The 25,667-nt window shown below is 41.5% G+C and carries 27 protein-coding genes and 1 tRNA gene; 19 read left to right on the forward strand and 9 right to left on the reverse strand.

The window, feature by feature from the left end; genetic code table 11:
* The first annotated feature begins 10 nt into the window (after positions 1–10).
* From H6G74_RS15395 to H6G74_RS15425, 7 genes are all read left to right on the forward strand, one after another.
* Positions 11–83 (forward strand) — tRNA-Ala (locus H6G74_RS15395).
* Positions 84–250: 167 nt separating this feature from the next.
* Positions 251–403 carry a ribbon-helix-helix domain-containing protein gene (locus H6G74_RS31830; RefSeq protein WP_390849953.1) on the forward strand — a complete coding sequence of 51 codons (153 nt, stop codon included), beginning with the start codon at positions 251–253 and terminating at the stop codon, positions 401–403.
* Between the two features lie 93 nt (positions 404–496).
* Complete coding sequence (locus H6G74_RS15405; protein WP_190968508.1) at positions 497–748, forward strand: hypothetical protein; 252 nt, start codon at positions 497–499, stop codon at positions 746–748.
* Positions 749–953: 205 nt separating this feature from the next.
* Positions 954–1,121, forward strand: coding sequence for a hypothetical protein (locus tag H6G74_RS15410; protein WP_190968509.1), 168 nt, complete (start codon positions 954–956; stop codon positions 1,119–1,121).
* A 200-nt stretch (positions 1,122–1,321) separates the two neighbouring features.
* A complete protein-coding gene (locus H6G74_RS15415) occupies positions 1,322–1,471 on the forward strand; it encodes a plasmid mobilization protein (RefSeq protein ID WP_190968510.1) in 150 nt (49 codons plus the stop codon).
* Between the two features lie 82 nt (positions 1,472–1,553).
* A complete protein-coding gene (locus H6G74_RS15420; protein WP_190968511.1) occupies positions 1,554–3,296 on the forward strand; it encodes a VapE domain-containing protein in 1,743 nt (580 codons plus the stop codon).
* Between the two features lie 471 nt (positions 3,297–3,767).
* Positions 3,768–3,983 (forward strand): hypothetical protein, encoded by a 216-nt coding sequence (locus H6G74_RS15425; RefSeq protein ID WP_190968512.1) that lies wholly within the window; start codon positions 3,768–3,770, stop codon positions 3,981–3,983.
* A 68-nt stretch (positions 3,984–4,051) separates the two neighbouring features.
* Here the strand turns inward: H6G74_RS15425 and H6G74_RS15430 are convergent, their stop codons facing one another.
* Positions 4,052–4,264, reverse strand: a complete 213-nt coding sequence (locus tag H6G74_RS15430) for a hypothetical protein (protein WP_190968513.1) — start codon at positions 4,262–4,264, stop codon at positions 4,052–4,054.
* Positions 4,265–4,314: 50 nt separating this feature from the next.
* Positions 4,315–4,953 carry a hypothetical protein gene (locus H6G74_RS15435; protein WP_190968514.1) on the reverse strand — a complete coding sequence of 213 codons (639 nt, stop codon included), beginning with the start codon at positions 4,951–4,953 and terminating at the stop codon, positions 4,315–4,317.
* 89 nt (positions 4,954–5,042) lie between these two features.
* On the opposite strand from H6G74_RS15435, the gene H6G74_RS15440 reads away from it, so the two are divergent.
* The 3 genes from H6G74_RS15440 to H6G74_RS15450 all read left to right on the forward strand — a co-directional run bounded on the left by H6G74_RS15440 (position 5,043) and on the right by H6G74_RS15450 (position 6,638).
* Positions 5,043–5,300 carry a hypothetical protein gene (locus H6G74_RS15440; protein WP_190968515.1) on the forward strand — a complete coding sequence of 86 codons (258 nt, stop codon included), beginning with the start codon at positions 5,043–5,045 and terminating at the stop codon, positions 5,298–5,300.
* Positions 5,290–5,775: a hypothetical protein gene (locus H6G74_RS15445; protein WP_190968516.1), complete on the forward strand. Its 486-nt coding sequence runs from the start codon at positions 5,290–5,292 to the stop codon at positions 5,773–5,775. The genes H6G74_RS15440 and H6G74_RS15445 overlap by 11 nt, the downstream gene beginning before the upstream one ends.
* A 458-nt stretch (positions 5,776–6,233) precedes the next feature.
* Positions 6,234–6,638 (forward strand): hypothetical protein, encoded by a 405-nt coding sequence (locus H6G74_RS15450; RefSeq protein ID WP_190968517.1) that lies wholly within the window; start codon positions 6,234–6,236, stop codon positions 6,636–6,638.
* A 37-nt stretch (positions 6,639–6,675) separates the two neighbouring features.
* Here H6G74_RS15450 and H6G74_RS15455 read toward each other — a convergent pair whose 3' ends face one another.
* The gene (locus H6G74_RS15455; RefSeq protein WP_190968518.1) at positions 6,676–7,767 is read right to left on the reverse strand and encodes a site-specific integrase; all 1,092 of its coding nucleotides are present in this window, start codon (positions 7,765–7,767) and stop codon (positions 6,676–6,678) included.
* A gap of 235 nt (positions 7,768–8,002) precedes the next feature.
* Entirely contained in the window at positions 8,003–9,304 is a 1,302-nt protein-coding gene (locus H6G74_RS15460; RefSeq protein ID WP_190968519.1) for a cytochrome P450, read from the reverse strand.
* Between the two features lie 715 nt (positions 9,305–10,019).
* On the opposite strand from H6G74_RS15460, the gene H6G74_RS15465 reads away from it, so the two are divergent.
* A complete protein-coding gene (locus tag H6G74_RS15465; protein ID WP_190968520.1) occupies positions 10,020–12,299 on the forward strand; it encodes an FUSC family protein in 2,280 nt (759 codons plus the stop codon).
* Positions 12,300–12,500: 201 nt separating this feature from the next.
* On the opposite strand, the gene H6G74_RS15470 is transcribed toward H6G74_RS15465, so the two are convergent.
* Positions 12,501–12,908, reverse strand: coding sequence for a peptidoglycan-binding domain-containing protein (locus tag H6G74_RS15470; protein ID WP_190968521.1), 408 nt, complete (start codon positions 12,906–12,908; stop codon positions 12,501–12,503).
* Between the two features lie 856 nt (positions 12,909–13,764).
* On the opposite strand from H6G74_RS15470, the gene H6G74_RS15475 reads away from it, so the two are divergent.
* Genes H6G74_RS15475 through H6G74_RS15485 form a run of 3 tightly spaced genes read left to right on the forward strand, consistent with a single transcriptional unit; the run spans position 13,765 to position 15,494 of the window.
* On the forward strand, positions 13,765–14,199 hold the full coding sequence (locus tag H6G74_RS15475) for a cyclic nucleotide-binding domain-containing protein (protein WP_062286916.1): 435 nt from the start codon (positions 13,765–13,767) through the stop codon (positions 14,197–14,199).
* A 39-nt stretch (positions 14,200–14,238) separates the two neighbouring features.
* Entirely contained in the window at positions 14,239–15,081 is an 843-nt protein-coding gene (locus H6G74_RS15480; protein ID WP_190968522.1) for an FAD-binding domain-containing protein, read from the forward strand.
* Positions 15,078–15,494: a hypothetical protein gene (locus H6G74_RS15485; RefSeq protein ID WP_190968523.1), complete on the forward strand. Its 417-nt coding sequence runs from the start codon at positions 15,078–15,080 to the stop codon at positions 15,492–15,494. The genes H6G74_RS15480 and H6G74_RS15485 overlap by 4 nt, the downstream gene beginning before the upstream one ends.
* A 43-nt stretch (positions 15,495–15,537) precedes the next feature.
* Here the strand turns inward: H6G74_RS15485 and pdxH are convergent, their stop codons facing one another.
* Positions 15,538–16,182, reverse strand: a complete 645-nt coding sequence (pdxH, locus tag H6G74_RS15490) for a pyridoxamine 5'-phosphate oxidase (RefSeq protein ID WP_190968524.1) — start codon at positions 16,180–16,182, stop codon at positions 15,538–15,540.
* 126 nt (positions 16,183–16,308) lie between these two features.
* Between pdxH and H6G74_RS15495 the strand changes: the two genes are divergently transcribed.
* The 3 genes from H6G74_RS15495 (at position 16,309) to H6G74_RS15505 (ending at position 19,881) form a co-directional block, all read left to right on the forward strand.
* Entirely contained in the window at positions 16,309–17,403 is a 1,095-nt protein-coding gene (locus H6G74_RS15495; protein WP_190968525.1) for an AI-2E family transporter, read from the forward strand.
* Between the two features lie 220 nt (positions 17,404–17,623).
* Entirely contained in the window at positions 17,624–18,451 is an 828-nt protein-coding gene (locus H6G74_RS15500; RefSeq protein ID WP_190968526.1) for a segregation/condensation protein A, read from the forward strand.
* A gap of 260 nt (positions 18,452–18,711) precedes the next feature.
* Entirely contained in the window at positions 18,712–19,881 is a 1,170-nt protein-coding gene (locus H6G74_RS15505) for a sugar phosphate nucleotidyltransferase (RefSeq protein WP_190968527.1), read from the forward strand.
* A gap of 78 nt (positions 19,882–19,959) precedes the next feature.
* Here H6G74_RS15505 and speA read toward each other — a convergent pair whose 3' ends face one another.
* Positions 19,960–21,978 (reverse strand): biosynthetic arginine decarboxylase, encoded by a 2,019-nt coding sequence (gene speA, locus H6G74_RS15510; protein WP_190968528.1) that lies wholly within the window; start codon positions 21,976–21,978, stop codon positions 19,960–19,962.
* A 263-nt stretch (positions 21,979–22,241) separates the two neighbouring features.
* On the opposite strand from speA, the gene ndk reads away from it, so the two are divergent.
* Positions 22,242–22,691, forward strand: a complete 450-nt coding sequence (gene ndk / locus H6G74_RS15515) for a nucleoside-diphosphate kinase (RefSeq protein ID WP_190590567.1) — start codon at positions 22,242–22,244, stop codon at positions 22,689–22,691.
* 63 nt (positions 22,692–22,754) lie between these two features.
* Here the strand turns inward: ndk and H6G74_RS15520 are convergent, their stop codons facing one another.
* Positions 22,755–23,474, reverse strand: coding sequence for a TerC family protein (locus H6G74_RS15520; protein WP_190968529.1), 720 nt, complete (start codon positions 23,472–23,474; stop codon positions 22,755–22,757).
* 529 nt (positions 23,475–24,003) lie between these two features.
* Between H6G74_RS15520 and H6G74_RS15530 the strand changes: the two genes are divergently transcribed.
* A complete protein-coding gene (locus H6G74_RS15530) occupies positions 24,004–24,639 on the forward strand; it encodes a hypothetical protein (RefSeq protein ID WP_190968531.1) in 636 nt (211 codons plus the stop codon).
* A 36-nt stretch (positions 24,640–24,675) separates the two neighbouring features.
* Here H6G74_RS15530 and H6G74_RS15535 read toward each other — a convergent pair whose 3' ends face one another.
* Positions 24,676–25,644 (reverse strand): CHAD domain-containing protein, encoded by a 969-nt coding sequence (locus H6G74_RS15535; protein ID WP_190968532.1) that lies wholly within the window; start codon positions 25,642–25,644, stop codon positions 24,676–24,678.
* Positions 25,645–25,667: the final 23 nt, after the last annotated feature.

Raw genomic sequence — 25,667 nt, forward strand, 5'->3', positions numbered from 1 at the left:
CTCTGGTAGCGGGGAATTAGCTCAGTTGGTAGAGTGCTGCGATCGCACCGCAGAGGTCAGGGGTTCGAGTCTCCTATTCTCCATTAAGGCTTTGCCTTCTAAGATTACTAAGGCTGTCCTAACTGTCCTAATGCTGTCCTAATGGTATTTCATGCTTAGGACAATAACAAGTGGTGTCTAAGTCATCCCTTTGACTAGTATGAGTCATTATTAACCCTGACACTTTATAGGTATCTAACTGATATCTCCTATGAAATCTAAAAGGATACCCATAGCCCTAAATGATAAACTCTATTCCCAACTACAAGTCTTGGCTAACTCCCATAGCATCTCTATGGCAGCCCAGATCAGAATACTTATCAGTCAAGCAGTCTCAGATAACCCTAGAGACTACCCTGAGTAACTTAAATGCAACCCTGGAAAGGATTGATAGCGCGGTTGATGAGAATACCCAGGCGATCGCTAAGTTAACTAAGTATCTTGAGGATAAGGGATTATGAATAAAGCTAGTATTTGGAAAGCCTTAACCCCAGAACAAAGACAGAGACTAAAGGAAGTATTAGCTAAGAAAGGTCATGTTAATGGTATCACCGAGGCTAGAGTAGACTTTGTAGATAACCTAAGCCCAGAGCAAAGGGCAGATTTTATAAAACTTCAGCAGTTAGAGCAGTCCGCCAAGAGGGATAACCAATCGCCTAAGTTAAAAGTCAAATACCATAATGGCTCGGCTACTAGACCGCCTAAATAAACCCTTAAGACCCTTTAGGTTAACCCCTAGAGGGTTATTTGGTTTCTAAGGCGGGTAATAGGGCAGGCATAATACTGAAATCTACTCATAATAGGTTAACCTGGTGTGCCAGTTTATGCCTTAAATGTGCCAGTTATTGCTGACATCGGCTGATATTTAGGCTACAATGATGTCATAGATATCAAAGACATCAGAGGTTATCAATATGGCAGCCGACAAGAAAACCTTACCCTTGCGCCTTAGCTTAGATGAGTACCAAAAGCTAACTATGGATCACATAGCTTATATGGCTGAAACCGGGCAAAGGGTCACTCTAACCGCCTACATCAAAATCATGCTTGACCTGCTAGAGCCAGCTAGTAAAGATAAATAAACCTTATTAACTCTGATACAACCTATCAGAAACTTAAAAGACAGGGAAATATTTATAGATTAGCCTTTATTATCCTTAGTCTACCCAGAGATAAGCTGAGTTTATCCTAAATGGCTAGAACCCTGATTATTTGGTAGGGGTTTAGGTGACAATCAAGAAATGACAGTTTATTAGTAGTAAGGTCAATGAGGATTACAGGAATGACTAGAACACTAAAGGTTAACTTCCGGGCTACTGAACAGGAAATGGCAAAGATTAAGGAGCTTGCGGCGATCGCTGGTTACTCGCAGTCAGAATATATCCGACTGGCTGCTTTAGGGTTCCCAGTACAACCCCAAGAAACCAAATAGGGTTAACCAGTAACCAGCTAGTTAACCCTAAGCCCAATATTCAGATTAAACACATTAGGGCAGATGCCCAAAGGATTCAGATATGTTTCATGATAGCACAGATAACTATAGTCAGTCAAGCTTTGATATCAACTGGTATAACCCCACCATTAATGAGGATGAAAAGGAAGCTATTAAGAAGTTAACTGTAACTTCTCTAGGGTACTCTCAGTTAAGAAAGATAGCCTCTAATGTAGGCGAGGATATTATTAGACCAGATGTTATTCATGATTCTACTTCAGGGATGGATAAGTCTAGATGTAGCGACACTAAATCTAGCCAAAGTAATCTAAGTATAGTGCAGAAGCTTAGAAATGTTATTTACTTTGCCTACCACAATAACTCTAAGCTGGGTAGGGATGCTCTGATTTTTGATATGTGGGCATCCGGGGAGTTAGGCGCGGGTTATAGGATTAATAGCTTAACCAAGGATATTGAGCTAGGCGATAGAGTAATAGACCCTGAAGACCTCTATCATGATTCCTGGATTACATACAGAAGGGCTTTAGGGCTAGAGATGAATAATAAGGAACAGTTCATCTCTTTACTACTGAACTACTTAAGAGACCGCAAAATAAACCCCTGGAAGGAACAGATCGATAAAATAACCCCTTTAACCCCTGAAGAGTTTAACTCAAAACATGGTTTTGACCCTCATAGACTTTGTGAGTATATTACAGGGGATGATAGGGAGTTACAGCAGTTTTTATGGTTGGTGCAGTTCATAGGGGTTATGACTAGAACCTATGAGCCAGGATGCCCACATGATCACATGCTAGTTCTAATGTCCACTGAGAAAGGTCTAAGGAAAACCACATTACTCAGAACTCTGGCTAAAAACCCAGAGTCTAAAGAAACCACCCCTAAGTATTATGTGCAGTTAAGAACCCTGAAGTCTGATAAAAAGGAAGCTGAGAAGCTAAGAGGAAAGATTATAGTTAACCTGGATGAATGTGATAGCGCATTTAGAGGGACTAACTCTGATGATCTTAAGGAAGCTATTACCAGTACTTTTGATACATATCGCGCTTCCTATGGTCGGGTAGCTAAGGACTGGGAGAGAACCTGTGTACTATTTGGAACCACTAACACCATAGGGTTACTTCAGGATTATTTAGGTGATCGCCGAATATTCCCTGTACAAGTTAGGAAAGTTATTGATATTGATTGGGTAACTAGTAACTGGGCTGATTTCTGGGGGTTTTATAAGTGGGCTTATGGTCAGATGAAAGCAGGGAACACCCAACATTATCGCAACTACTTAAGTAAGACTGAAGAGAGTTTACTAGTAGCTTGCCAAGCTGATTACAAGGCTAGGGAGCCTTGGTTAGATGCGCTTGAGGGTGTAATGGATGTCTTGGAGCAAGCTTACCCATCTTTGGCGGTTAAAGCCTCTGATATCCTAGCAGTTATAGGTAATGAGATTGAGAGTAAGAAGAGGTATATAGCTGACCACATCAAGGATGTTCTTAAGGCTGAAAGGGGATATCAAGAAGGTAGACCTAGATTACTAGATGGTAAGCAACCTGGGAAACCTGTTATGTACCTTACTACCCCTGAAGATAATAAACCATACCCTGTATCTAGAGAAAAAATCCTAGATGCCTACCATAACTACTTAAAAGGTAGCTACCCAGAGGATAAACCAGCATATAGAAGACAAGCTGATTCTAAGGGGGCTAGGGAAGTTAATAAGGCTCCTGAAGTTCCTAATCTGTTACCAGATGCACCCAAGGTTAACCCGGATGTGAGCATTGAGGATGATGACATTAATAGCTACTTCTAAACTTATCTAGTTACCTTAGCCCCTACCAAGGGGCTTTTTATTTGAGTTCTTTTTGAGTTCCTTTTAACCCCTTGAGTTCCTTTTTGGAACTCTGAGTTCCACTTTGAGTTCCTTTTTAAAATGCCTGTAATCCTTATAGGATAACTAATACAGCTTTTTGAGTTACCTGAGTTCCATTATTTTTACAAACTTTCTGGGAGGTAAAAGGTAACTAATAAGGGGGCTACAGATACACCCTGGAGACTTATGTAGAAAAAAAGTGGAACTATGGAACTCAAATGGCTAGAACCTATACCCTGTAAGGATTACAAGGGAACTCAAAAAGGAACTCAAAGGAACTCAAAGGAACTCAAAGGAACTCAAAAGGAACTCAAAATAACCGAGGCATAATGGATGACCTATACTAGTCACAGACACAGCTAAGGTAATAGGGTATACTAAAGCATACTAGTATACTAAGACACATCTATTATGTTTACCATAGTTACTACCGATGGCTTAGAAGTCGAAATAGATATGCAAGATATCGACTATGTAGAGGTAGCCGATGATGACTTGACCGATGATGATTATACTGATGCTTCCCAGTATAATATAGTTATGGAGTCAGGGGAAGAATACTTGGTAAATGTACTAGATAACCTAGGGGTTTTAGAGTTACTCTGGGATATGTTTGTCACTATGTAACCCATTAAATAACCCCTCCAGAAACCTAAAGGGGTCTTGTTAACCTTAAGTATTTACTGTATATATCCCTAATCAGTCAGCAGGTTAACCTTATCAGCTTCTGAGATTTTGCCTGAGAGTTTATAACCAGTAACAGCTACTTCCTTAAGGGTTGGAATGAGTCTCCATAAGGCAACCTCTAGGCAGGTATCTAGGGACTCATCAGCAACCTTGGCTAACTCTTGAATGCGCTGGAGTAGTTCAGGGTCTAAAGAGGCTTTCAGGGTTTCATTAATAATCATTTATCTGTCCTTAAGTAATATTTAAAAGGGTTCCCAGGAACCCCTAGCACCTAACTAAATAAGCTCTGGATATATAAGGCATCATCAGTAGTCAACTCAGACAGTTCAGGCAACTCCTGGGTAGCCTGTTCAGTCTCAATGATCCGCTTCAGTAATGGTAATACTCTGGTCTTTACTTCCCCAATCTGGGCATAGGCTGGGAATGCTGTAGGGTCTTCAAAATGCAGGCTAAGTAACTCATAGAACCATACATCAGTACCAAAGGGGTCATTAGCTAGTTCCCCTAAAATGGTATTAAAAACAATCTCTAGGTACAACTTCTGAGGGTCTTGGTACTGCTTACCTTTGTACAGTAACCCACCATTACCAATAAATGCGGTAGAGCATTCAACCCCATACCAAGGATGACTGATCAGCTTAATAACAGTAGCTACAAAGAAACTCAGTTGATCATCTTGGTCTTGATAGACTTCCTTATACTTTCTGTAGACATCGAAGAAGATATCAGGGTTAAGTTTACCTAGTCTAATATGGCTATCTAGGTACTGTTCTAAGAACTTAACTAGCTTAAACTTCGAGTTCCATTCAAAAGCCTTAGCCTTAGCTTTCTCAGCTTCCTGTTTATCTTTCTCAGCCTTTAAAGCTGCTAACTGAGCTGCCTGTTCTTTAATCCTTTGTTCTAAGTTCATATTGTTTCCTTTATGAGTTTATCTAACTAGATTTTGTCAACCTACTTTGGCTGACAAAATACCTAGAGAACTACTAGAGGATTATTAAGATGGCTAAGGATAACAGGGTTACTATTCGCTTAACTGACAGCGATCGGGAATGGCTAGATGGTTTATCAGCTAAATCAGGGTTAACCATAACTGAAGTGATTAGGGAAGTTTTAAAGCTGGCTAGGATGTCCAACAGTCAGGCTAAGGCTTACCATGATTGCCTAGAATACCTCCAAGGGTTGGAGCCTGAGAACTTCTTAAGCGGGTTAGATGAACTGATTAGTCAGCTACAGGAGGTTAAGGCTAATGGCAAGTAGGAAATGCCCAATCTGTAAGTTAGACCCTGGGCAGTTAGAGGAGTTTAATAAGCGGGTAGGTATGGGTTTACCTGCCTCAGCCTTAGCGGATTACTTGGGAACCTTGGGTGTTTCGGCTACCCCTCAGATGGTTTATAACCACTTTAAGCACTCTAGGAAACCAGCAAAGCCAGTAAGCTCAGAGGTATATATACCTAAGAAGATAGCCAAGCGGGTATCTGAGGATGGTTTAAGTTCTGACCAGAGGCAACAGAGGTTATTAGAGATATCTTGCGACATGGCGGATAGTCTTTATGAGAAATACCAGGAAACAGGGAGCCTAAGAATCTCTAGAGAGCTTAGAGAATGGTCGGATGTAGCTAACAGGATTATTAGAGACAGACAGGAGAGAGAAGGACTACCAGAGCCTAATGTACAGGTACAAATAACCCTTGAGAGCTTAGAGGAATCGCTAGGGTTGCCAGAGGCGGATTAGCTAATCATCAGCTAACTATTTCGATGGCTATCGAAACCTTTAAAGAGATGGAAATAAGAATCATTATCATCTTTAAAGTAAGAAATAGGCTCGACTGAGCAAGCAGGTTAGGCAGTCGAGGCTCCTAGAATCCTTATGGTTACTAGGTTTATGGTTGGGTAGCTCTGGTCTTTCTTACTTATTTCTTACTTGACTAAATCCAGTAAGGACAGATGTGCTTACTCATGTCCTAATGCAAAGCCCTTGAGTAGTTAGCAGCTACCCAAGGGACTATCAAACTTAAAAATACTCTAATGACCATTATAACACATATTGCGCTTAATGGCGCAAGTAGAGACTCTAGTTATCATAGAGACTCCTTTGGCGATTGCCTAGCCTGTGGTAACTCATGGGAATATAGCCTAGCTGAATACCTAAAGACACAGGGATTAAACAAGGTAATCCACCTAGACCAGTATATGACCTACCGAGCGGTCTATTTTAACTACAAGGCTGACCCGGATAACTGGAGAAACCGCGATCAGTCTAAGTTAGCCCCAAACCTCTATTCACAGTTCCAAAGGGATATCCGAGTTATCCACAATGGCAAAGGGTATAACCTAGAGGTCAAAACCAAGGCTAATATATTCCAACAGCATAACATCTTAGTAGGCGGTATTGCAACCAGATGGGAGAGTTATAAGTTCCCTGTTCACTTCATAGTCGCCATCGATCGCAACACAGGGGAAGCTAGGGTCACTGAGGCGGATAGGTTAACTAGAGAGACAAGCTGGCTAAGAGTCCAGGCTCAAGAGTTATCCTATGCAGTCCCCAGGCACTTGTTTAAACCCTTAGATAGCTGGCTAGATTTCATCAAAGGTTAACCATAAAGCCCCTAGTAATCACTAAGGGCTTTATAGCTTATATAGGTACACTTGGTAGGTTAGGTCTATTAATCATGTGACCATAGTTTCTCATGACCATAGTATTATCACTATGCCCTAATAAGTAAGCTACACCAGTGATAGGAATACCTTGATCTATGGCATGACTAGCCATTGTGTGCCTAGTGGTGTAAGGTTTCCTGTAGGGTATACCTTGGGCTTTCAGTACCTTAGCCCATTGCCTACACCGGAAGTTATCAGCATCTATTATGCAGCCTTGAGGGGTAGTGAAAACTAGGGTATCAGGGTTAACCTTAGATGGTCTAAGGAATAATAAGAGCGCCTGTAACTCTAAGGACATTGGTAAATACCTGATATTACCTGTTTTGGTTTCCTTCCTAACCCTGCGGTAGCCATTACCTGTTAGGTCTTTAGGTAAGCTTTCCTTAATGATTATCTCTGACCTATCAAAATCTACATGACCCCAGAGTAAACCTATAGCCTCAGAAGTCCTAACCCCGGTAGCCATTAGGAACCGCACAAAGGGGCTGTAATGTGGCGCTAGTTCATCAAAGCCAGCCAGTATGGCTCTAATCTCTGTCTGGGTAAATGGCTTGATTTCCTTGGGGTTGTCTTTCTGAGGCTTAAGGCTTTCATAGGGGTTAACTTCCAGCCAGCCTTTAGTTACTGCCCATTTACCACAAGCCTTAATCATGCTTAGGCGGTTCCTATAAGTCTTAGGTGCAATATTAGCCTGAGTCAGCCAGTTAGTATCGGTTAATCCTGGGTTAGCCTTGGCTATCATGCGCCTAACCCATTTGTAATGATTGGCTTGGGTGGCTGGAGATAGTTCTAGGGACTCTACCCAAGCATCCCAGAGTTCTAGTAAGGTCTTAGGCTGTGCCTTAGTGGTTGCCTTGGGTTCCAATCTGTAGCGATTAAGGGAACTATCAAAGTGTCCGGCTAGGATATCATTCTGTATTTGGGTAGCGATCGCTTTGGCTGTTGCGATATCCCTTTTATCATCATAGTGGCTACCTGGGATTGGGTTAAAACTGTATCTTTTACCGCCAAAGGAAAACTTAAGTTGAATAGACCCATTATTATTAACTGGCTTAATCTCTCTCATCTGTCCTAGTGATGTCCTAAAGGCATCATCAAGACAGTTAGGGAACCTCAACAGGTGAAGGTTTGACCCTTTAGGCTTGCTGCGATCGCACCGCAGAGGTCAGGGGTTCGAGTCTCCTATTCTCCATTTGTCCATTAACTTGATGATACTAATTTGTGTCAACGCCACGTAATTTGTCACTGTACAACGGCGTTATCTTATATTTTTTTACCTTCAACTCTTAACGCATTATTCACTAAAACCGCACAGGTAAAGCATCAAATCCCTTAAAAACTAAGGTACTACGACGGGGAAGGGCGGGTCTTGTCGAATCAAACTGAAGATTTGGGAACCGTTTCAGCAAAGTAGAGAAGCAAATATTTAATTCCATCCGAGCCAAAACTGCACCTAGACAGAAATGGATACCAGGCCCAAACCCTAAATGTTCATTAGGCGATCGCTCAATATCAAAATTGTCTGCTAGAGTAAATTTTGCTGGGTCGTGATTAGCTGCTCCTAATCCCAAAGCAATCACACTACCTGCGGGGATTTTTTGACCACCAATTTCTATATCTTCTTTGGCAATGCGAAATACAAAGGACACCGAACTGTCATAGCGGATGATTTCTTCAATCGCTGATGACATGAGGGTGGGATTATCCTTGAGTTTCTGTAGCTGTTGGGGATGATTGAGCAAAGCTGATACCCCATTGGGGATTAAATCAGTAGTAGTTGAACGGCCAGCATTGAGAATGAGAATGCACAGAGAAGGTAATTCTGCAAAATCCAGGTTTTGCTCTGTGTAAGCCATTGTCAGCAAGCTAATCATATCTGTTCCTGGTTTTTGACGGCGTTCAGCTACGAGTTGGTTAATGAAAGCCGTGAATTGAGCAGCACTAGTATCAGCTTTCCGTGCCAATTCTTCTATATTGTTACCAGATGGAGCGCCCCAGAAAGAACTGGTATCCGTTGCCCACTGAATTAGATTAGGGCGATCGCTTTCTGGTACACCAAAAATCTTGGCGATAATTAAGCTAGGTAAGGGTACAGATAGGTCAGAGACAATATCCATATAACCCTGATGTTGCACTTGATCTAATAAGGTATCAGTCGTTTTTTGAATAATGCCCCGCCAGCTTTCTAAAGCACGGGTGGTAAAGCCTTGATTCGCTAGTTTTCGCATCCGCGAGTGATCAGGCGGATCTTTTTCGATCATCGAGTTACCCGTCAGTTGCAAAAAGTTTTGAATCAAACTGACATCTAGATTGCCCAATTGCTGAATAAACAAAGTCCGTCGGTTAGCACTAAGCCGCTCATCTCGCAAGGCAGTTTCTACATCTTGATACCGAGTTAAAATCCAGTAGCCCAAAGATGCTTCATAGTGAACTGGATCTTCTTCGCGGATACGTTTGTACAATGGATAGGGATTAGCAATTATTTCTGGTGCAAATAAGTCATAAGTTAGGGATTGATTGCGTTTTGCTAAACCACTTTGGTTATCTTCTGCATTCAATCCTAAACGCTCTGGGGGAATTAATGGGGTAATAGGTGGATGCATAATTAGTAGGAGATTACGATGTTTGCGGAGTAGGATTTATTTAGGCATTTTGAAGTTTTTCCACCCACAAAAGTCTTTGCAACTAAACTATGAATAGTTTGCTCCTGATTTAGAGTTGGCGATCCCCCCACTGTAAAAGATTAATAAATAATTTACCTCTGTCGAGCAAAAGATATACGTGCTATACAATTTCTACTTATGGAATGATGTACAGTGTATTTTTATTTGTCGCTGTGCCAAATTAATTAATATCGCATTACCTAGAGATCGGGAAGATGTAGCAGTCATATTTGGGATATGAAAAAAAGAAGCTGGAGAGACGAGGGAGACAGGGGAGAGAGATGTTTATAAATTATTTAACGCAATGTACAACTTATTTTTGAAACCCCTCTCCAAACCTCTCCCCGAAACGGAGAGAGGCTTTGAGTCTTGCTCCCTTTCCCTCGTAGGGGAGCCAGTGCGTTGCAGGGGTTCGTTGTAGCAACTGGTGTAAGGGATTGGGGGTTAGGTTTGAAAGAAAGTTGCACACGGCGTTATTTAGGATTGCTGTAGAAGTCGAAAATTTTCATATTGAAGCTATTCCCACCTAGAATGAAAATTCTCAGGTGTGATATGCGCTCAACATTTTAATCCCTGAGAGATATCCCCTGGTGGCGCTGATTTCTGCACAATAGGTCAGTAATCAAACTGGATTTTTCTAGCCGTCATCAGCATAATGCCATCCACAAATAAACGTCCTTTTCGTTGGTTGTTGCAACAGTTTCAACTCAAGCCAGGAAAACCCGCTATTTTCTCTGGTGTTCGGAGTCTGTTGATTTTGGGTGTTCCTATTGGGTTAGGAATTGTGACAGGGAATGCGGCTGCAAGTGCAGTTGCGACTATGGCGGCTTGGTTTGTGGGGATGGTAAATGTTGATGGTACTTACCGCCAGCAATTAAGGGCGATGATTGCTGCTACTGTTGCAGTGACGTTAGTATTTGTGATTGCTAGTCTGGTTAGCAGTCATCTTTGGTTGGCTATCCCGGCGACGTTTGTTGTGATATTTATCGCAGGTTTAGCGGGTTTGTATGGCAATGTCGCCGCATCTGTTAGCTTGGTGACTTCCATTATGTTTGTAATTGCCTTGGCTAAATTTGCGACATTTACCAATTTTCCGACTCTAATTTTACATTGTCTGCTATGTCTAGCTGGGGGAACATGGACAATTTTACTGTCTTTGGGCTTTTGGGCGGTACAACCTCATGATCTTGTCAGGCAAGCTGTGGCTAACTGTTATCTCTCGTTGAGTCAATTTGTGGACTTAGTAAAAGAGAGAGTCTTTGATTACCAAGATACTCAGGCGTGGACAGAACGATTTTTGCCAGCGCAGGATGCTGTAATTCAGAATTTAACTGCGGCGCGGAGTTTGTGGACAGCAAGATGGACTGTGCAGAAAGGCGCTAATCAGCAGGAAAATAATTTATTGGTGTTGATTGAAGATGTCAATCAAATTCTCAATGGGATTGTGGCATTAAATGAACTTTTAGCGATCGCATCTGCACATCAATTATTTTCTCACTTACAGACCGAGATTCAACAAGCGATCGCACAATTGGTAATTGCTCTAGAAATGTTATCAAAAGCGATCGCTAAAGGCAAAAACTCAGTTCATTTAGGCGATTTACATCGTACAGTTGAAGCACTACAACACCAATGGCAAGTTCTCCGTTCTCAGATTCTCACTACAACTAATCCCCAAACAGAGGACTATGGCGATTTAGTTCATCTGCGGCAAATTACCAGCAGTTTGATGAATCTTGCCCAGCAAATACAAACTGATGCCGAGATTGTGGCAGATTACAACCAAGGAAAACAGCGTCTGATTCCACAAGCAGATATTTCTACGCTGCCTGAGTCAAATTCTGGTGTAATTATTGATACGTTGCGAAATAACTTCACCTTTGATTCCTTAACCTTTCGCCATGCCTTACGTTTAGCACTAATTACCACATTTGCCGAATTTCTCGCCGCAATTTTGCAACTACCCAGAGGTTACTGGATTACTTTAACGGCTTTAGTGGCACTTAAACCCAACTTTGGCGGCACTTCTGAAACAACGGTGCAGAGAGTCCTGGGTACGATTTTAGGCGGAATGATGGGGATTGGGCTGATTTTATTAGTGCAGAACCAAAATGCGATCGCATTTTGTTTACTGCTGTTGGTATTTATGGCTATGTCGGTGCGACCTTTAAGCTACAGCCTATTTACCATCTTGCTGACTCCTGCCATTATCTTATTACTTAATTTAATTAGTGCAGGTGGCTGGCAAGTAGGAGTTGAGCGAATTATAGATAGCATATTTGGCGGTGTTTTAGCCTTAGCTGGCAGCTATTTACTATTTCCCAGTTGGGAACGGCAAAAACTTCCTACACAATTAGAAAAGACGATTCGCGCTAATCTAGCCTACTTTCAGCAAGTTATTGCTAACTATCTTGATTCAGAACAAAATGTATTGACTTCTATTAATAACTTACGCCATCAAGCAGCATTAGAAAATGCCAACGCCACCGCCGCAGCCCAAAGATTATTTAGTGAACCTCGTCACGTCCAAGGTGAAATTGAACCTGTCATGACTTTGATTTTATACATTCGTGGCTTTTTCAGTTCAGTGACAACCTTAGCCGAACATCTGCGCGAATTTAGCGGGCAGTATCAATTTACAGAACTCCCACAAATTACAGATACTATTGTGCAGATTTTAGAAAACCTAGCAGATAGTCTCCAACAAAAAAAGCAACCCCAGCCATTACCGCCATTAGATAATTATCTCGAAGTTATTCACAATCAAATTGAGCAGTTACATACTGCTCGTTTATCAGAAATTCCTAGACATTCTCACACTTTAACTCCTACATTACAAGCAGTGCGAGAACAAACTACTTTATCTACAGAACTAGAACGCATTATTAATGAAATTAAAGTAATTCACTGTGTAATTGCTCGTTGGCAAAGTTGAATATAGTTCACAATTTATTGCTGATATAGCAGTCCTATTTAATATCTGAATATGAGAGACAAGGTAGACAAGGAGGACAAGGGAGATAAGGGCTATGTGTACACACCAATATTTGTGTAGTGCATCTTTAGTATTCCATAAAAAGTAGAGACGTTGCGTGCAACGTCTCGATAAATTTGGCTGAAACGAATTATTAGCTAATTATTGCAGTGCTGCTAAAGTTCTACTACCAATAATGCCATCTGCTCTTAATTTCTTAGATTTTTGAAATTTAATTACTGCTGCGCGTGTATTTTTGTCAAATACACCGTTAACATCGGCTGTATAGAAACCCTGTTGTTTTAACAAATTCTGCACATTTTTCACAGCCTCTCCTCTGCTACCAATGATCAGGATATTACTACGCTGGGCTACATTAGTTGGTTTATGTTTAGCATTAGCTTTTTGGACTGGAGTAGCTTTTTTCGCAGTGTTATTTGGTTGGGTATGAGGCTGTGTTACATGAGTTGTGGTGGTGGGATTTGTGGTTTTCTCTTTAGTGACAGAATATGCAGGTAAAGTAGTAGCTAAAGCTATAGCTGGGACTAACGCAATTACTTTCCAATTCATAGTTTTTTCCTACTTAATGATGAAGCATTTAGCAATTTTGATTTGCAGAGTAAATTAAATCAGTTGCAAGACCTAATTAAACTCTTATTAGTAACTGGAATATCTTTCCAGAGCTTTAGCATCACATATCTGATTGACAAAATTATTGCAAAATTATGACAAAACCATGAACTGTATATTAATGATTGTGTCGCACAAATTCAGGCTGGAGATGGTTAAAAGTTTATTTGAAATTTTCTCACAATTAGTAATATTCTATGAAGCTGCATTCTCAGATCAGAGGTGAGAAAAGCTGAAAACCCTCTCTGCCTACCTTACCCCCTGCTACCTGCGGCCTCATTGTGCCTTATTATATGTTTATAATCGTAGATAAGCTAATTGTATACAACGTCTCTACAAAACTGATCACTAGCTTCTAGTACAGGTCGATGGAAATAAACAGACCACACTTCGACCATGCTCAGTAATCATCTGGAATTGCTAAAAAGCTTGTGGTATCACTATTCTTGTCTTTCTTAGGACTTACGCAGACTCTACGATTTCTTGGCGTTCTACCCTGCGGGAAGCCGCTTGCGCGTCTAATGCGACTTGGCGGTACCCTGCGGGAAGCCGCTTCGCGTCTACGATAAATTAAGCTTTTTGAGAATTTTTGCGTAAGTCCTGTTTCTTTTGCCTTTTTCCTTTTGCCTTATTGTACTAGCCTCTAGTCCCTCCTTCATACTTGACTATGAAATTTGTCTCATAGAGGCTGCCTTCTGCTATAGTTACAATTTTTATCGGTTAATATGGCGATCGCATATTCAAAAATCCCAAAACTGCCCGATTATGTTGTGTGGGTGTATCTTAACTCTTAATTATGCTGAGTAGTGTTGACCGATTATTATTTGTGCGCCGAGTCCCGATTTTTAAAGAATTGCGGGATGATTTTATTGTGCGGCTAACTTCAGTAATGCACGAATTGTCATTTCCGGCAAATTATACAATTTTTAGACAGGGTGAAGAAGGGCGATCGCTCTATATAGTGGTATCAGGTAGAGTTAAAGTCCACATTGGTAATAAATTTCTCGCAGAAGTAGAGCAGGGAAAATACTTTGGTGAGATGGCAGTATTTGATACACAGCCTCGTTCTGCCACTGCTACCACCATCGAACCTTGTGAATGCTTAGAACTCACACAAGAACAACTTTATGACGCAATCGAAGAAACTCCCGAAATTGCCGTCAACATCATTCGTGAGTTATCACGGCTCATCCGCAGATTGAATGAGAGTGTTGAAGTAACTCATTCATAGTCTTATAAAATTGGGATTAATACACTTGAATTATTATTCATGCTACGTAAATTTACTAGTCGGGATGAATTGATAACGTATCTGCACGAACAATTTCCCCAAGCCGCAGAACGTGACAACCATATTAGTAATACTATTGGCGGACGCAAAGCAGCCCAAAAAGCATTACAAAAAGTAGACCCAGCCACTTACAGTAAAACCCGTAACTTTTTTACAGGCGCAGTCACAAAACTTTCACCATATATTCGCTATGGGGTTTTAAGTCTAGCCGAAATCCGCGAATATGTACTGGATAACGTCAAACAGCCAGAAGATGCCACTAAACTAATTAACGAATTAGGCTGGCGTGATTATTGGCAGCGATTGTATGTCAAGCTAGGTGATGGCATCTGGCAAGACCAAGAAGAATATAAAACAGGTTACACAGTCTCAGAATACGCCCCAGAACTACCCCAAGATATTCAAGCAGGTAGCACAGGGCGAGTTTGTATCGACAGTTTCAGTCAAGAATTGCGAGAAACTGGCTACTTACACAACCACGGGCGGATGTGGTTAGCTGCTTACATCATTCATTGGCGGCGTATCCGTTGGCAAGCCGGGGCTAAATGGTTTTTACAACATCTTTTAGATGGTGATCCTGCCAGTAATAATATGTCTTGGCAATGGGTAGCCAGCACATTTAGCCATAAACCATATTTTTTCAACCGCGAGAATTTAGAACGCTATACCAAAGGTGTCTATTGTCAGAAATGCCCACTATACGGACATTGTGATTTTGAAGGTAGCTACGAAGAATTAGAACAGCGTTTGTTTCCCAAAGGGGAATTTACTAAAAAGCCAAATAGTCAAAGTTGGCAGCGTGGCAAGAAAGGGAAAAAATGACTCAACCAATTATCTGGATACACGGCGACTGTCTCAGTCCATCCAACCCCACACTTCAAGAATACCCCGATGCCCCGGCGATTTGGGTGTGGGACGATGCTTTAATTGAAGAATGGCAATTAAGCCTGAAACGCATCGCCTTTATTTATGAATGCTTGCTAGAATTGCCCGTAGAAATTCGCCGCGGCAATGTTGCCCAAGAAATTTTAGCCTTTGCCAAAGAACACAATGCTAATTTGGTGGTGACAGCCGAAAGTCCTAGTCCGAGATTTGATGATATCTGCGATGACATAGAACGTTCTGTGAAATTGGAAGTATTAGCCGTGGAACCATTTTTTGAATATGACGGCTATATCGATTTAAAGCGTTTTTCCCGCTATTGGAAGGTCGCGGAAAAGTATGTTTTTGAATGATGAAAGTCTTTTCACCCTACTCCCCACTCCCTACTCCCAACCGCTAAGGAGATAACCGCTCAATTTTCCAATTGCCATCATCTAAAAGAGTATAAAGCAAGCGATCGTGTAGTCGGCTAGGACGACCTTGCCAAAACTCAATTTCAGAAGGAATGACTCTTAAACCTCCCCAATGAGGCGGACGGGGAACTTCTTGATTTTCATATTTACTCTGAAACAGTTCCATTCGCTTTTCTAGCAGTTCTCGGCTTTCGATAACTTCGCTTTGATGAGAAACCCAAGCACCTAAACGACTATTAGGCGGACGACTTTCAAAATACTTGTCTGACTCTGCTTCGGACACTTTTTCTACATGACCACAAATTCGTACTTGGCGTTCTAATTCTGCCCACCAAAAAACCAAAGCTGCTTGAGGATTTTCTGCGAGTTCTTGTCCTTTGTGACTGTCGTAATTAGTAAAAAAAACAAAACCTCGTTCATCAAAATCTTTGAGTAACACCATTCTCGCCGCAGGTTTAGCATCGGGTGTGGCAGTAGCTAAAGTCATCGCATTAGGTTCTGGTAATTGCGCTGCTAGTGCCTGCTCAAACCATTTTTTAAATTGTATAAATGGATTAGGGTCAACTTCAGTTTCAGTTAAGTCTTGTAATGTGTAGTCTTTGCGGAGATCAGCTATGGTGGTGTTCATCGTTATGTATTTCCTCTATAACAGATACACTTATACAGGGCTTAGTTAAAAATATCTATAAATCATGGCTGGTATCAATGCCAGTTGCCCAAATTTATTCCAGAACCTTCTCAAGCATCAAATCCAATGCGCCGTTCAGCCTCTCTGCAAACTCTGTTATTCTACGGTTTGAGCGGCCCGATTATCGCTCTCAATGTTGGGCTGCTATCAATACTTTTCAACTATTTTAAGCATCCCATCACGATTGTGAGTGTTGCAGCGATTCTAGCTTTTTTACTGAATTACCCAGTGAAGTTTTTTGAACGCGCCCGCATCACACGTACACAGGCAGTCATTATAGTTTTGTTGCTGACATTGACTTTGTTGGTGATTTTGGGTGTTACTCTAGTCCCAATAGTAATTGACCAAACAATTCAACTGTTAAATAAAATTCCTGATTGGTTAACTGCTAGTCAAACCAACCTAGAACAACTAGAAGCATTTGCCCAAAAGCGCCGTTTGCCTTTAGATTTGCGAGTACTGAGTAATCAAATCAATGCCAGTATACAAAACATAGTCCAGCAGTTGGCATCTGGGGCTGTGGGTGTGGCTGGGACTTTGCTATCAGGCTTATTAAATATTGTACTGGTGGTTGTACTGGCATTTTATATGCTTTTGTATGGCGATCGCGTCTGGTACGGTTTAATCAATCTTTTGCCATCTGACATTGGCGTACCTTTGACGGTATCTCTACAACTAAATTTTCAAAGATTTTTCTTGAGTCAATTGTTACTTGGCTTATTCATGATAGTGACTCTCACCCCCATTTTTATTGTGATGAAAGCGCCTTTTGCCTTATTATTTGCCATAGTTATCGGCATATCAGAATTGATTCCCTTTATTGGCGCAACTTTGGGAATTAGTTTAGTCACAATTTTAGTGATGCTGCAAAACGGCTGGTTAGGAGTGCAAGTTGCGATCGCCGCAATTATTATGCAACAAATTAAAGATAATCTCTTAGCACCCAAATTGCTTGGTGACTTTATTGGCCTCAACCCCATTTGGATTTTTGTTTCTATTTTGATTGGATTTGAAATTGCTGGATTGTTAGGTACACTGGTGGCTGTTCCCATCGCTGGCACCATTAAAGGCACCTTTGATGCCATCAAAACTAACAAAGGAGGTAATTTCGTCTCAACTTTCACCATCCCCCACGACCCACCAGAAGACCGGATAAATTAGGGAGTGGGGAGTGGGGAGTAGGGAGTAGGGGCAGAGGAAGAATTTTTTACTCAGCACTCAGCACTCAAAACTCAGCACTATTAAGTTATCTTGCTGAAACACCAGTATAAAAACCTAATGATATATTAGTTTGTCCATAAATAATTAAATTAACTAGAGTATCTTGCTGGGATTTGTTTCACCGACCTCAAATCACAACTTTCATAATTCGGAAATCAGAATGGATGCTTCCGAGCTATTAGAGACAATAACACTCCTCATTGACCAAGCCGAACGAGGGGAAATAGACCCTTGGGATGTCAAGGTCATAGAGGTAATTGACCGTTATTTAGAATTTATGGCACCGGAGGCGACAACAAAAGGCTACGAAGCCGATTTATCTCAATCTGGCCAAGCTTTTTTGTCTGCATCAATGCTGGTGTTATTCAAAGCAAATACCTTGATGCAATGGTCAACAGCTGGAGATGTCCCAGAAATTTTAGAAGATGACGGCATAACTGATTTGGAAAATGGCTTCTCTCATCAGCGTCGTTTGCCATTAGAGTTACAGCTACGCCGCCGCCCTTCGGCCATGCCACCGCCTAAGCGACGTGTCACCCTGCAAGAATTAATTGAACAATTGCAGCTGATGGCAAATCAGCTAAAACTCGTCCAAAAAGTTGATAAGCCAGCGCGGGTGAAGCGCCAGCCTAGTGTCCGTACGATGCGGCAGGCGCTAGAATTAGCTCACCAAGAAAATCTCACAGAAGTTGCTAAAGAACTGGAGGAGTTACTGCGTAATGCTGCTCAAGAATTATTTCAAGAACAAAGTTATGTCACCCTGGAACAGCTTGTACAATTATGGTCTCAAAACCAGCAACCACAGCAAAATAATTCTCACCATGAGTCAGAACACAGCCACCTAGTTGGTGTGTTTTGGGCTTTACTGTTGTTATCTGCTCAATCTAAAGTCGAGCTATTTCAAGCGGAATTTTACCAAGAAATCCAAATTAGGCTGATTACAGATGCCCCTAACATACCAAAATCCGTAGAACAACCAATAAACTAAATTACTAGTTCAGATTAAAAATAATTATGTAAGTTACACAGAGATACTGGAGCTATTTTTTTAAGTTTTAGCAAATTTAGAATATTAGCGATGCCTGCGATGGGCTATGTCTACGCCTCTAGTCTATCTCTCTATGGTTGCAATAACCAGTAAATTACTGTTATCCCTGTTTCTAGGAGTTACTTAGAACAGAGATAAAAACTGATGATTAAGTATCACTCGTTGAAAGTAAACTGGCTTGTGGTTGAGGAACAAATTTTATGAAAGCGATGATTCTCGCGGCGGGTAAGGGTACTCGCGTTCGTCCTATTACCTACACGACTCCCAAACCAATGATTCCTATCTTGCAAAAGCCAGTGATGGAATTTCTGGTAGAACTTTTGCGCCAACATGGATTTGATCAAATTATGGTCAATGTTAGTCATTTGGCTGAGGAAATTGAAAACTATTTTCGTGACGGTCAACGGTTTGGTGTTCAGATTGCTTACTCTTTTGAAGGAAAAATTGACGACGAAGGTAAACTAATTGGGGAAGCAATTGGTTCTGCTGGAGGGATGCGCCGTATCCAAGATTTCTCACCATTTTTTGATGATACTTTTGTAGTGTTGTGCGGTGATGCTTTGATTGACCTAGATTTAACAGCTGCTGTCAAGTGGCATAAATCCAAAGGGTCAATTGCTACGATCATTTCCAAGTCTGTTCCCCTAGAAGAAGTTTCTAGTTATGGTGTAGTAGTTACCGATGAAGATGGGCGCGTCAAAGCTTTCCAAGAAAAGCCTTCAGTAGAAGAAGCCCTCAGCACTAACATCAATACAGGGATTTACATTTTTGAGCCAGAGGTATTTCAGTACATACCCTCTGGAGTTGAATATGACATCGGTAGCCAGTTATTCCCAAAACTAGTAGAAATTGGTGCGCCTTTTTACACCATTCCAATGGATTTTGAATGGGTAGATATTGGTAAAGTACCAGACTATTGGCGGGCAATTCGTGGGGTACTACTGGGTGAAATCAAAAACGTCCAAATTCCCGGTCATGAGGTCGCCCCTGGCATCTACACTGGCTTAAATGTGGCGATCAATTGGGACAAGGTAGATATCACTGGCCCAGTTTACATTGGTGGGATGACCAGAATTGAAGATGGGGCGAAAATCGTTGGCCCAGCCATGATAGGCCCGAATTGCTGGATATGCAGTGGCGCAACTGTAGATAATAGCGTCATCTTTGAATGGTCACGTTTGGGGCCTGGTGTCCGCTTAGTTGACAAGTTGGTGTTTGGTCGTTATTGCGTGGATAAAACAGGCGCATCTATTGATGTGCAAGCTGCTGCTTTAGACTGGCTGATTACTGATGCGCGTCAAGCACCACCAGTCCACACGCCTCTAGAACGACAAGCAATTGAAGAATTGCTGGGGACAAGCACAAGTTAATGAAAGCAAAAGGTAAAAGGTAAAAGGCAAAAGTAAAAAATCGAATCTTTTGCCTTTTTACTTTTTACTTTTTACTTCCTAGCTGTTCAGATAGGTGTATCTTCTGAGACTTTGCTCGTAGGTTTGCAGTAATCTTTGGGATTCTGCCAGGGTAATGCGTTTTTCTTCTAGTGCTTTCTCGCAGCGTTGGCGGATATTTTCCACCATATCTTCGGATTCGTACTGTACGTAACTGACTACCTCGCTCATGGTATCGCCTTTGACGACGTGTTGAATTTGATAGCCTTTGGGTGTGAGTTGAATATGAACGGCGTTGGTATCACCAAACAAGTTGTGCAGGTTGCCCATGATTTCTTGGTACGCGCCATTGAGGAACATTCCCAAGTAATAGGCTTCGCCTGGTTGGAAGGTGTGCAGTTCTAAAACAGATTTGACATCACGTAGATCAATAAAGCGGTCTATTTTACCGTCACTGTCGCAGGTGAGGTCTGCCAAAATTCCCCGCCTTGTTGGTTCTTCATCAAGGCGGTGGATAGGCATAATGGGAAATAACTGGTCGATCGCCCAACAATCTGGTGCTGATTGAAACACCGACAAGTTGGAGTAGTAGATGGAAGCCATGATTTTTTCCAGGTCTTCCAGTTCGTCGGGTACGTAATCTTGCTGTCTAGTAATGTCGAGAATTTTTTGACAACAAGCCCAATACAGACGTTCGGCTTTGGCTCTTTCCCGTAGACGCAAAATGCCTAAGTTGAAGCGGCTGATTGCTTCTTCTTTAAATTGGGTTGCGTCGTGGAAAAATTCTTGGTAGTTTTCTTTGTTAATTGATTGGTAGGTTTCCCACAAGTAATTGATAATTGGTGATTCTCCCTCTTGTGGGGGTTCGGGGGGTTGGAGGGGGACATCACTGGTACTGAGAATGTCAAAAATCAGTACCGATTGGTGAGATGCGATCGCCCGTCCACTTTCACTAATCAGTGTTGGTACGGGGATTTGTCTTTCTGCACAGGTATCTTTTAATTCTGCCACAATATCGTTGGCATAGTTCTGCATGTTGTAATTTTTTGAGGCGTAGAAGTTGGTTTGGGAACCGTCATAATCTACACCCAAGCCACCACCAACATCGAGATATTTCATGTCTGCTCCCAACATCGCCAACTCTACATAAATGCGGCTGGCTTCTTGGATAGCATCTTTAATCACATTGATGGCAGAAATCTGCGAACCGATGTGGAAGTGTAACAACTGCAAAGACTCGATTAACTCGGCTTCGCGCAATTTGTCCACAGCTTCGATAATTTCGGGCATTGTCAAGCCAAATTTGGCGCGATCGCCACTGGAAGTTCCCCAGCGTCCCATTCCTTGGGTGCTGAGTTTGGCACGTACTCCCAAAATTGGTTTAATCCCTAACTGGCGATTAGCCGCAATTACCAAATCAACTTCTTCAATCTGCTCTAAAACGATAATTGGGGTTTGCCCTAGTCTTTGGGCTAACATTGCCGTTTCGATGTATTCCCGGTCTTTATAGCCGTTGCAAACGAGCAATGCGCCTGGGGTATCCAATAAAGCCAGAGCAATCATTAATTCTGGCTTGGAACCGGCTTCTAAACCAAATTGATGGGGTTTACCAAATTTGACTAAATCTTCAATCAAATGCCGTTGTTGGTTGCATTTGACAGGAAACACCCCACGATAAACACCTGGATAGTTATAACGAGCGATCGCTTTGGCAAAACACGCATTTAGTCGCTCAATGCGGTCTTCCAAAATGTCGGAAAAGCGAATCAGCATAGGTAGCCCTAAATTACGTTGTTTTAAGGCATTGACTAATTCAAACAAGTCTAGAGAACCCCCGCGATCGCCTTTGGGGGAAACAGTCACATGACCAGCAGCGTTAATTGAAAAATAAGGTTGTCCCCATCCTTCAATCCGGTATAGTGCTTCGCTATCCTCAATTTTCCAGGCACGAGGTAAATCGCCTGCGGCAGTGCTTGGTGGTAATAACTTTTTTTGCTTGTGATTTTTCACTTCAGATTTATGACCATTTGACGGTAGTTGTACCACCTCATCAGATGTAGCAGTTGACTCAACACCCATTTCTGACCTCTGTGTTTCACCCACGAATAAACAATTTAACTCATTCATCTGGTAATGGATATGCACCCAGTGATGATTTCTGAGATAAACTCTGATTGGTTAATTGTCATTAGTCATTGGTCATTGGTCAATTGTCCTGATTAACAAAGGACAATTGACAAAGCGCAAAGTCTGAGCGGAGGCTTCCTCCGCTCAGAACTTTGTAAGAGAGGACAAAGGACACTTGACTAAATAAAAACTTTATTAAGTTTTGGGAGACAGCTTTGGAACGCACATTTTTAGCAATTAAGCCTGATGGTGTACAACGTAAACTAGTTGGCGAAATTATCCGTCGGTTTGAAACTAAGGGTTTTACCCTGGTGGGGTTGAAGTTTCTCCAAGTAAGTAAAGAATTGGCGGAACAACATTATGGTGTTCACCGGGAACGCCCATTTTTTGGTAGTTTAGTCGAATTTATCACTTCTGGCCCAGTTGTAGCGATGGTCTGGGAAGGTGATGGTGTCATTGCGGCTGCAAGAAAAATTATCGGTGCAACCAATCCCTTAACAGCAGAGCCAGGCACAATTCGCGGCGACTTTGGGATTAATATTGGACGCAACTTAATTCATGGTTCCGATGCTCCCGAAACTGCACAACAGGAAGTTGCTTTGTGGTTTAAAGATGAAGAGTTAGTTAATTGGCAACCACATATTTTCCCTTGGTTGCACGAATAGAATAAGTTAAAAGTCAAAAGTAAAAAGGTAAAAAATTTCTTTTTACTTTTGCCTTTTTACTTTTTACTTTACTTCTGTTTTCTCCGGTTCGGCTTGGGGTAATGGAGCGGGATTCCGTTTAGAAAAGCCCCAAGCTAAAATCAGGGCGATCGCAGTGATCATTAACCATTCTGGTGGTACTAAATCATCGTTGATCACTTTTAAGAGCAAACGCAAACCCACGAACGCCACAGTTACATAACCTGCGTCTTCGAGGTTGGCATATTCATCTAACCAACGAATAAACAAGCCAGCCATAAATCGCAGTGTAATAATCCCGATGGTGGCACCTGTTAAGACTAACCATCTTTCTTGGGAAACTGCGATCGCGGTGGTGACGCTATCTAAGGAAAATGCCAAGTCTGTAAAAGCAATTACCGGAATGGCTTGTAAAACAGTTTTAAACCTCGGCCCATGATGGTGAGAGTCTTCTGTTTCTTCAGAGGTAAAGTGTTGGAATACGAGCCACAGCAGGTAAGCAGCACCTAAAAGTTCAAATTGCCAGAAATTTTGTACCCAAGTAGCGGTCAAAATTAGGGTAATTCGTAGCACGTAGGCAATAACTAAACCAAAGTTTAGCGCCTTACGTTCTAATTCTTTGTCTTCTAATCCTTGGGCGATCGCAGCGAGGGCGATCGCATTATCAGCCGATAGCACCGCCTCTAAAAACACCAGAATTAGCAGGACTATAGGGGCTTCTACGCTGAAATGAAAGTGGAGATAATCAAATATGCTGTCTAGCATTCCGGGGTTCTCAAGCTAAAAATAAAAACTAACAGAATGTTTTTTTCTATAAAAAGCGCAATCAATCGCTACTCTTATCCAGCTTAACTTGTAAAAGCTGCATAATCGTGGCGATCGCATCTAAGTATTTTACATTTTTATTTCAATGTAGTATTAAGAATACAGAAATTCAGCAGCGATCGCTAGAAGCTGGATGGAAGATATGGCAATTCTATTTGAGATATCAACCAAGAGATAAGAGAGACAAGGGAGATAGATAACAGGTTGGCGTAAATAAATAAACCACAGTTCGGCTACGTGGTAATCGAGCGAAGTCGAGATTCAACTACCGCGTAGCCGAAACTCAGTGACCATAAAGAATTGCTAAAAGCCTTGTGTTATCAAGGTTCTTTCTTTTGCCTTTTGCCTTTTTACTTTTTCCTTGTTGTACTGGTCTGACAAGCTGCATAAACTCATCAACCCAAACCTATTGATTGAGTGAAGGGACGAAACCCACACACTAAACACTCACATTCAAAGGAAAACAGTTATGAAAACACATCTTTTACTCAGCCTTGCTTGTTCTATCTCTTTATTAGGTACAGTTACCTTACCTACTTATGCTCAACCAGTTCCCACTGTGCAACCACAAGCAATCAGTTCTGAAATTACCATTCCTCAAGATACCGCAATTATTGTGGCTTTTCCTGCACCTGTTACCATCGATGTTGGGCAGAAAAAAGATTATCCTCTGACTCTTCCTTTGGCTAGTGCCATTAAAGATGCTCAAGGCAATATCATCGCGCCTGAAAATACCCCAGTCAGTATAGTTTTAAAACCCAAAGAAGGCGGGGCAAAGATTATAGCACAGTCTTTAGTGATTAACGGCAAAATTGTTACCATCAAAGCCTCTAGTCAAGTGATTCCTGGTACTACCATTACCCATGTGCGAGCTAATGATAAGGCGATCGAAAATGGTTCGGTTTGGGGGAGAATTGGCGGCAGTACTTTAGGCTTTATCAGCCAAGGAGATCCTGAGCAATTTGATCGAGGAGCTATGTTAGGCAGTGCTGTAGGATTGTTGACAGGTTTACGTTCCGCAGAAAACACCCGGATTGTACAAATTCCCCAAAGCAGTGTTTATGTCCTATCCCTTGAAGCTCCTATTAGTTTAACTCCTCGTTAGTCACAGAAACAATCAGATAAAATCACTCCCAAAATTTTACGCTGGCTGTAAGATGGCTAAATGAAAATTATGTCGATTTTCTACTATCAAGTATTTTTCTTGTAACGGTTGCCACTGCTGCCATAATTGGTGACGATGTTCGGCTAATAAGTTAGCTAAAGTAGGCAGATGACTATTAAATTCTGACTTAAAAACATCTGTCAGCCACTGTCCCATCACCACACTATCTTGAATGCTCCCTAAAATATCTTGTATGCTTTTTATTTCCGCAATGTACCCTGTGTAAGCGTCTGTATATAATTCAGCAAATAATTCCATTTGATAACGCAAACGTTTTGCTTGTTTGCGTAAATCATGAATCGTCTCACCTTTACTGGTTAAATGTTGTTCTATTTTTTCAGCTTGCCAATCACTGCGAATCTTCACTTCAGACTCGGTAACTTGAGTTCCCACTAACCACCCTGGATGGAGAAAGAAAACACTGACTTCTGGTAAGAGTAAATCTGGTAATACTTGCTGAATTGGCAGAGTAGCTAAAGATTGATAGTGGGGTTTTTCTAACCATTCTTCTAATGTTTGTTTAAAAGATTTATATGGCTCATCTTTGAGTGTATTCAACACATCAGCTAATGCAACTTCTCGTTGTTTTGCTAAAGCCTGAAAAGCTTTATGTAGAGATTTTTGTTCCTTATGTGGTAGTTTTGGTTGGTAAAGCTGTTCTAAACTTTCTTTGAGTACGTCTAAGTCTCTGAGGCTACCTAGCCGACGAGCAATTTTACCAATATTTTTATCACTTGCTGGCTTTGGCAAATCTAGTACAATATCAAACCGATTCACTGCGGTACGGAGACGGCGCATCCCTACACGCATTTGATGTAATGCTTCAGGATCTTCATCTTTTTTAACAGTTTTTTCGTACTTTAAAGTTTTATTAAAATGCTTTTGAATTGCTTGGTAAGCGTATTCGCCTAGTGTTTTAACTGTGGGTTTGGTGGCTAGTTTCATAATTAATAGCAACTAGTTACTGA

Source organism: Nostoc spongiaeforme FACHB-130 (assembly GCF_014698475.1).
Lineage (GTDB): Bacteria > Cyanobacteriota > Cyanobacteriia > Cyanobacteriales > Nostocaceae > Nostoc_B > Nostoc_B spongiaeforme.

Excerpts from the sequence above, each read along its gene's own strand:
- H6G74_RS31830 (WP_390849953.1), top strand. The coding sequence starts at position 251 with ATGAAATCTAAAAGGATACCCATAGCCCTAAATGATAAACTCTATTCC.
- H6G74_RS15405 (WP_190968508.1), top strand. The coding sequence starts at position 497 with ATGAATAAAGCTAGTATTTGGAAAGCCTTAACCCCAGAACAAAGACAG.
- H6G74_RS15410 (WP_190968509.1), top strand. The coding sequence starts at position 954 with ATGGCAGCCGACAAGAAAACCTTACCCTTGCGCCTTAGCTTAGATGAG.
- H6G74_RS15415 (WP_190968510.1), top strand. The coding sequence starts at position 1,322 with ATGACTAGAACACTAAAGGTTAACTTCCGGGCTACTGAACAGGAAATG.
- H6G74_RS15420 (WP_190968511.1), top strand. The coding sequence starts at position 1,554 with ATGTTTCATGATAGCACAGATAACTATAGTCAGTCAAGCTTTGATATC.
- H6G74_RS15425 (WP_190968512.1), top strand. The coding sequence starts at position 3,768 with ATGTTTACCATAGTTACTACCGATGGCTTAGAAGTCGAAATAGATATG.
- H6G74_RS15430 (WP_190968513.1), bottom strand. The coding sequence starts at position 4,264 with ATGATTATTAATGAAACCCTGAAAGCCTCTTTAGACCCTGAACTACTC.
- H6G74_RS15435 (WP_190968514.1), bottom strand. The coding sequence starts at position 4,953 with ATGAACTTAGAACAAAGGATTAAAGAACAGGCAGCTCAGTTAGCAGCT.
- H6G74_RS15440 (WP_190968515.1), top strand. The coding sequence starts at position 5,043 with ATGGCTAAGGATAACAGGGTTACTATTCGCTTAACTGACAGCGATCGG.
- H6G74_RS15445 (WP_190968516.1), top strand. The coding sequence starts at position 5,290 with ATGGCAAGTAGGAAATGCCCAATCTGTAAGTTAGACCCTGGGCAGTTA.
- H6G74_RS15450 (WP_190968517.1), top strand. The coding sequence starts at position 6,234 with ATGACCTACCGAGCGGTCTATTTTAACTACAAGGCTGACCCGGATAAC.
- H6G74_RS15455 (WP_190968518.1), bottom strand. The coding sequence starts at position 7,767 with ATGAGAGAGATTAAGCCAGTTAATAATAATGGGTCTATTCAACTTAAG.
- H6G74_RS15460 (WP_190968519.1), bottom strand. The coding sequence starts at position 9,304 with ATGCATCCACCTATTACCCCATTAATTCCCCCAGAGCGTTTAGGATTG.
- H6G74_RS15465 (WP_190968520.1), top strand. The coding sequence starts at position 10,020 with ATGCCATCCACAAATAAACGTCCTTTTCGTTGGTTGTTGCAACAGTTT.
- H6G74_RS15470 (WP_190968521.1), bottom strand. The coding sequence starts at position 12,908 with ATGAATTGGAAAGTAATTGCGTTAGTCCCAGCTATAGCTTTAGCTACT.
- H6G74_RS15475 (WP_062286916.1), top strand. The coding sequence starts at position 13,765 with ATGCTGAGTAGTGTTGACCGATTATTATTTGTGCGCCGAGTCCCGATT.
- H6G74_RS15480 (WP_190968522.1), top strand. The coding sequence starts at position 14,239 with ATGCTACGTAAATTTACTAGTCGGGATGAATTGATAACGTATCTGCAC.
- H6G74_RS15485 (WP_190968523.1), top strand. The coding sequence starts at position 15,078 with ATGACTCAACCAATTATCTGGATACACGGCGACTGTCTCAGTCCATCC.
- pdxH (WP_190968524.1), bottom strand. The coding sequence starts at position 16,182 with ATGAACACCACCATAGCTGATCTCCGCAAAGACTACACATTACAAGAC.
- H6G74_RS15495 (WP_190968525.1), top strand. The coding sequence starts at position 16,309 with ATGCGCCGTTCAGCCTCTCTGCAAACTCTGTTATTCTACGGTTTGAGC.
- H6G74_RS15500 (WP_190968526.1), top strand. The coding sequence starts at position 17,624 with ATGGATGCTTCCGAGCTATTAGAGACAATAACACTCCTCATTGACCAA.
- H6G74_RS15505 (WP_190968527.1), top strand. The coding sequence starts at position 18,712 with ATGAAAGCGATGATTCTCGCGGCGGGTAAGGGTACTCGCGTTCGTCCT.
- speA (WP_190968528.1), bottom strand. The coding sequence starts at position 21,978 with ATGGGTGTTGAGTCAACTGCTACATCTGATGAGGTGGTACAACTACCG.
- H6G74_RS15520 (WP_190968529.1), bottom strand. The coding sequence starts at position 23,474 with ATGCTAGACAGCATATTTGATTATCTCCACTTTCATTTCAGCGTAGAA.
- H6G74_RS15530 (WP_190968531.1), top strand. The coding sequence starts at position 24,004 with ATGAAAACACATCTTTTACTCAGCCTTGCTTGTTCTATCTCTTTATTA.
- H6G74_RS15535 (WP_190968532.1), bottom strand. The coding sequence starts at position 25,644 with ATGAAACTAGCCACCAAACCCACAGTTAAAACACTAGGCGAATACGCT.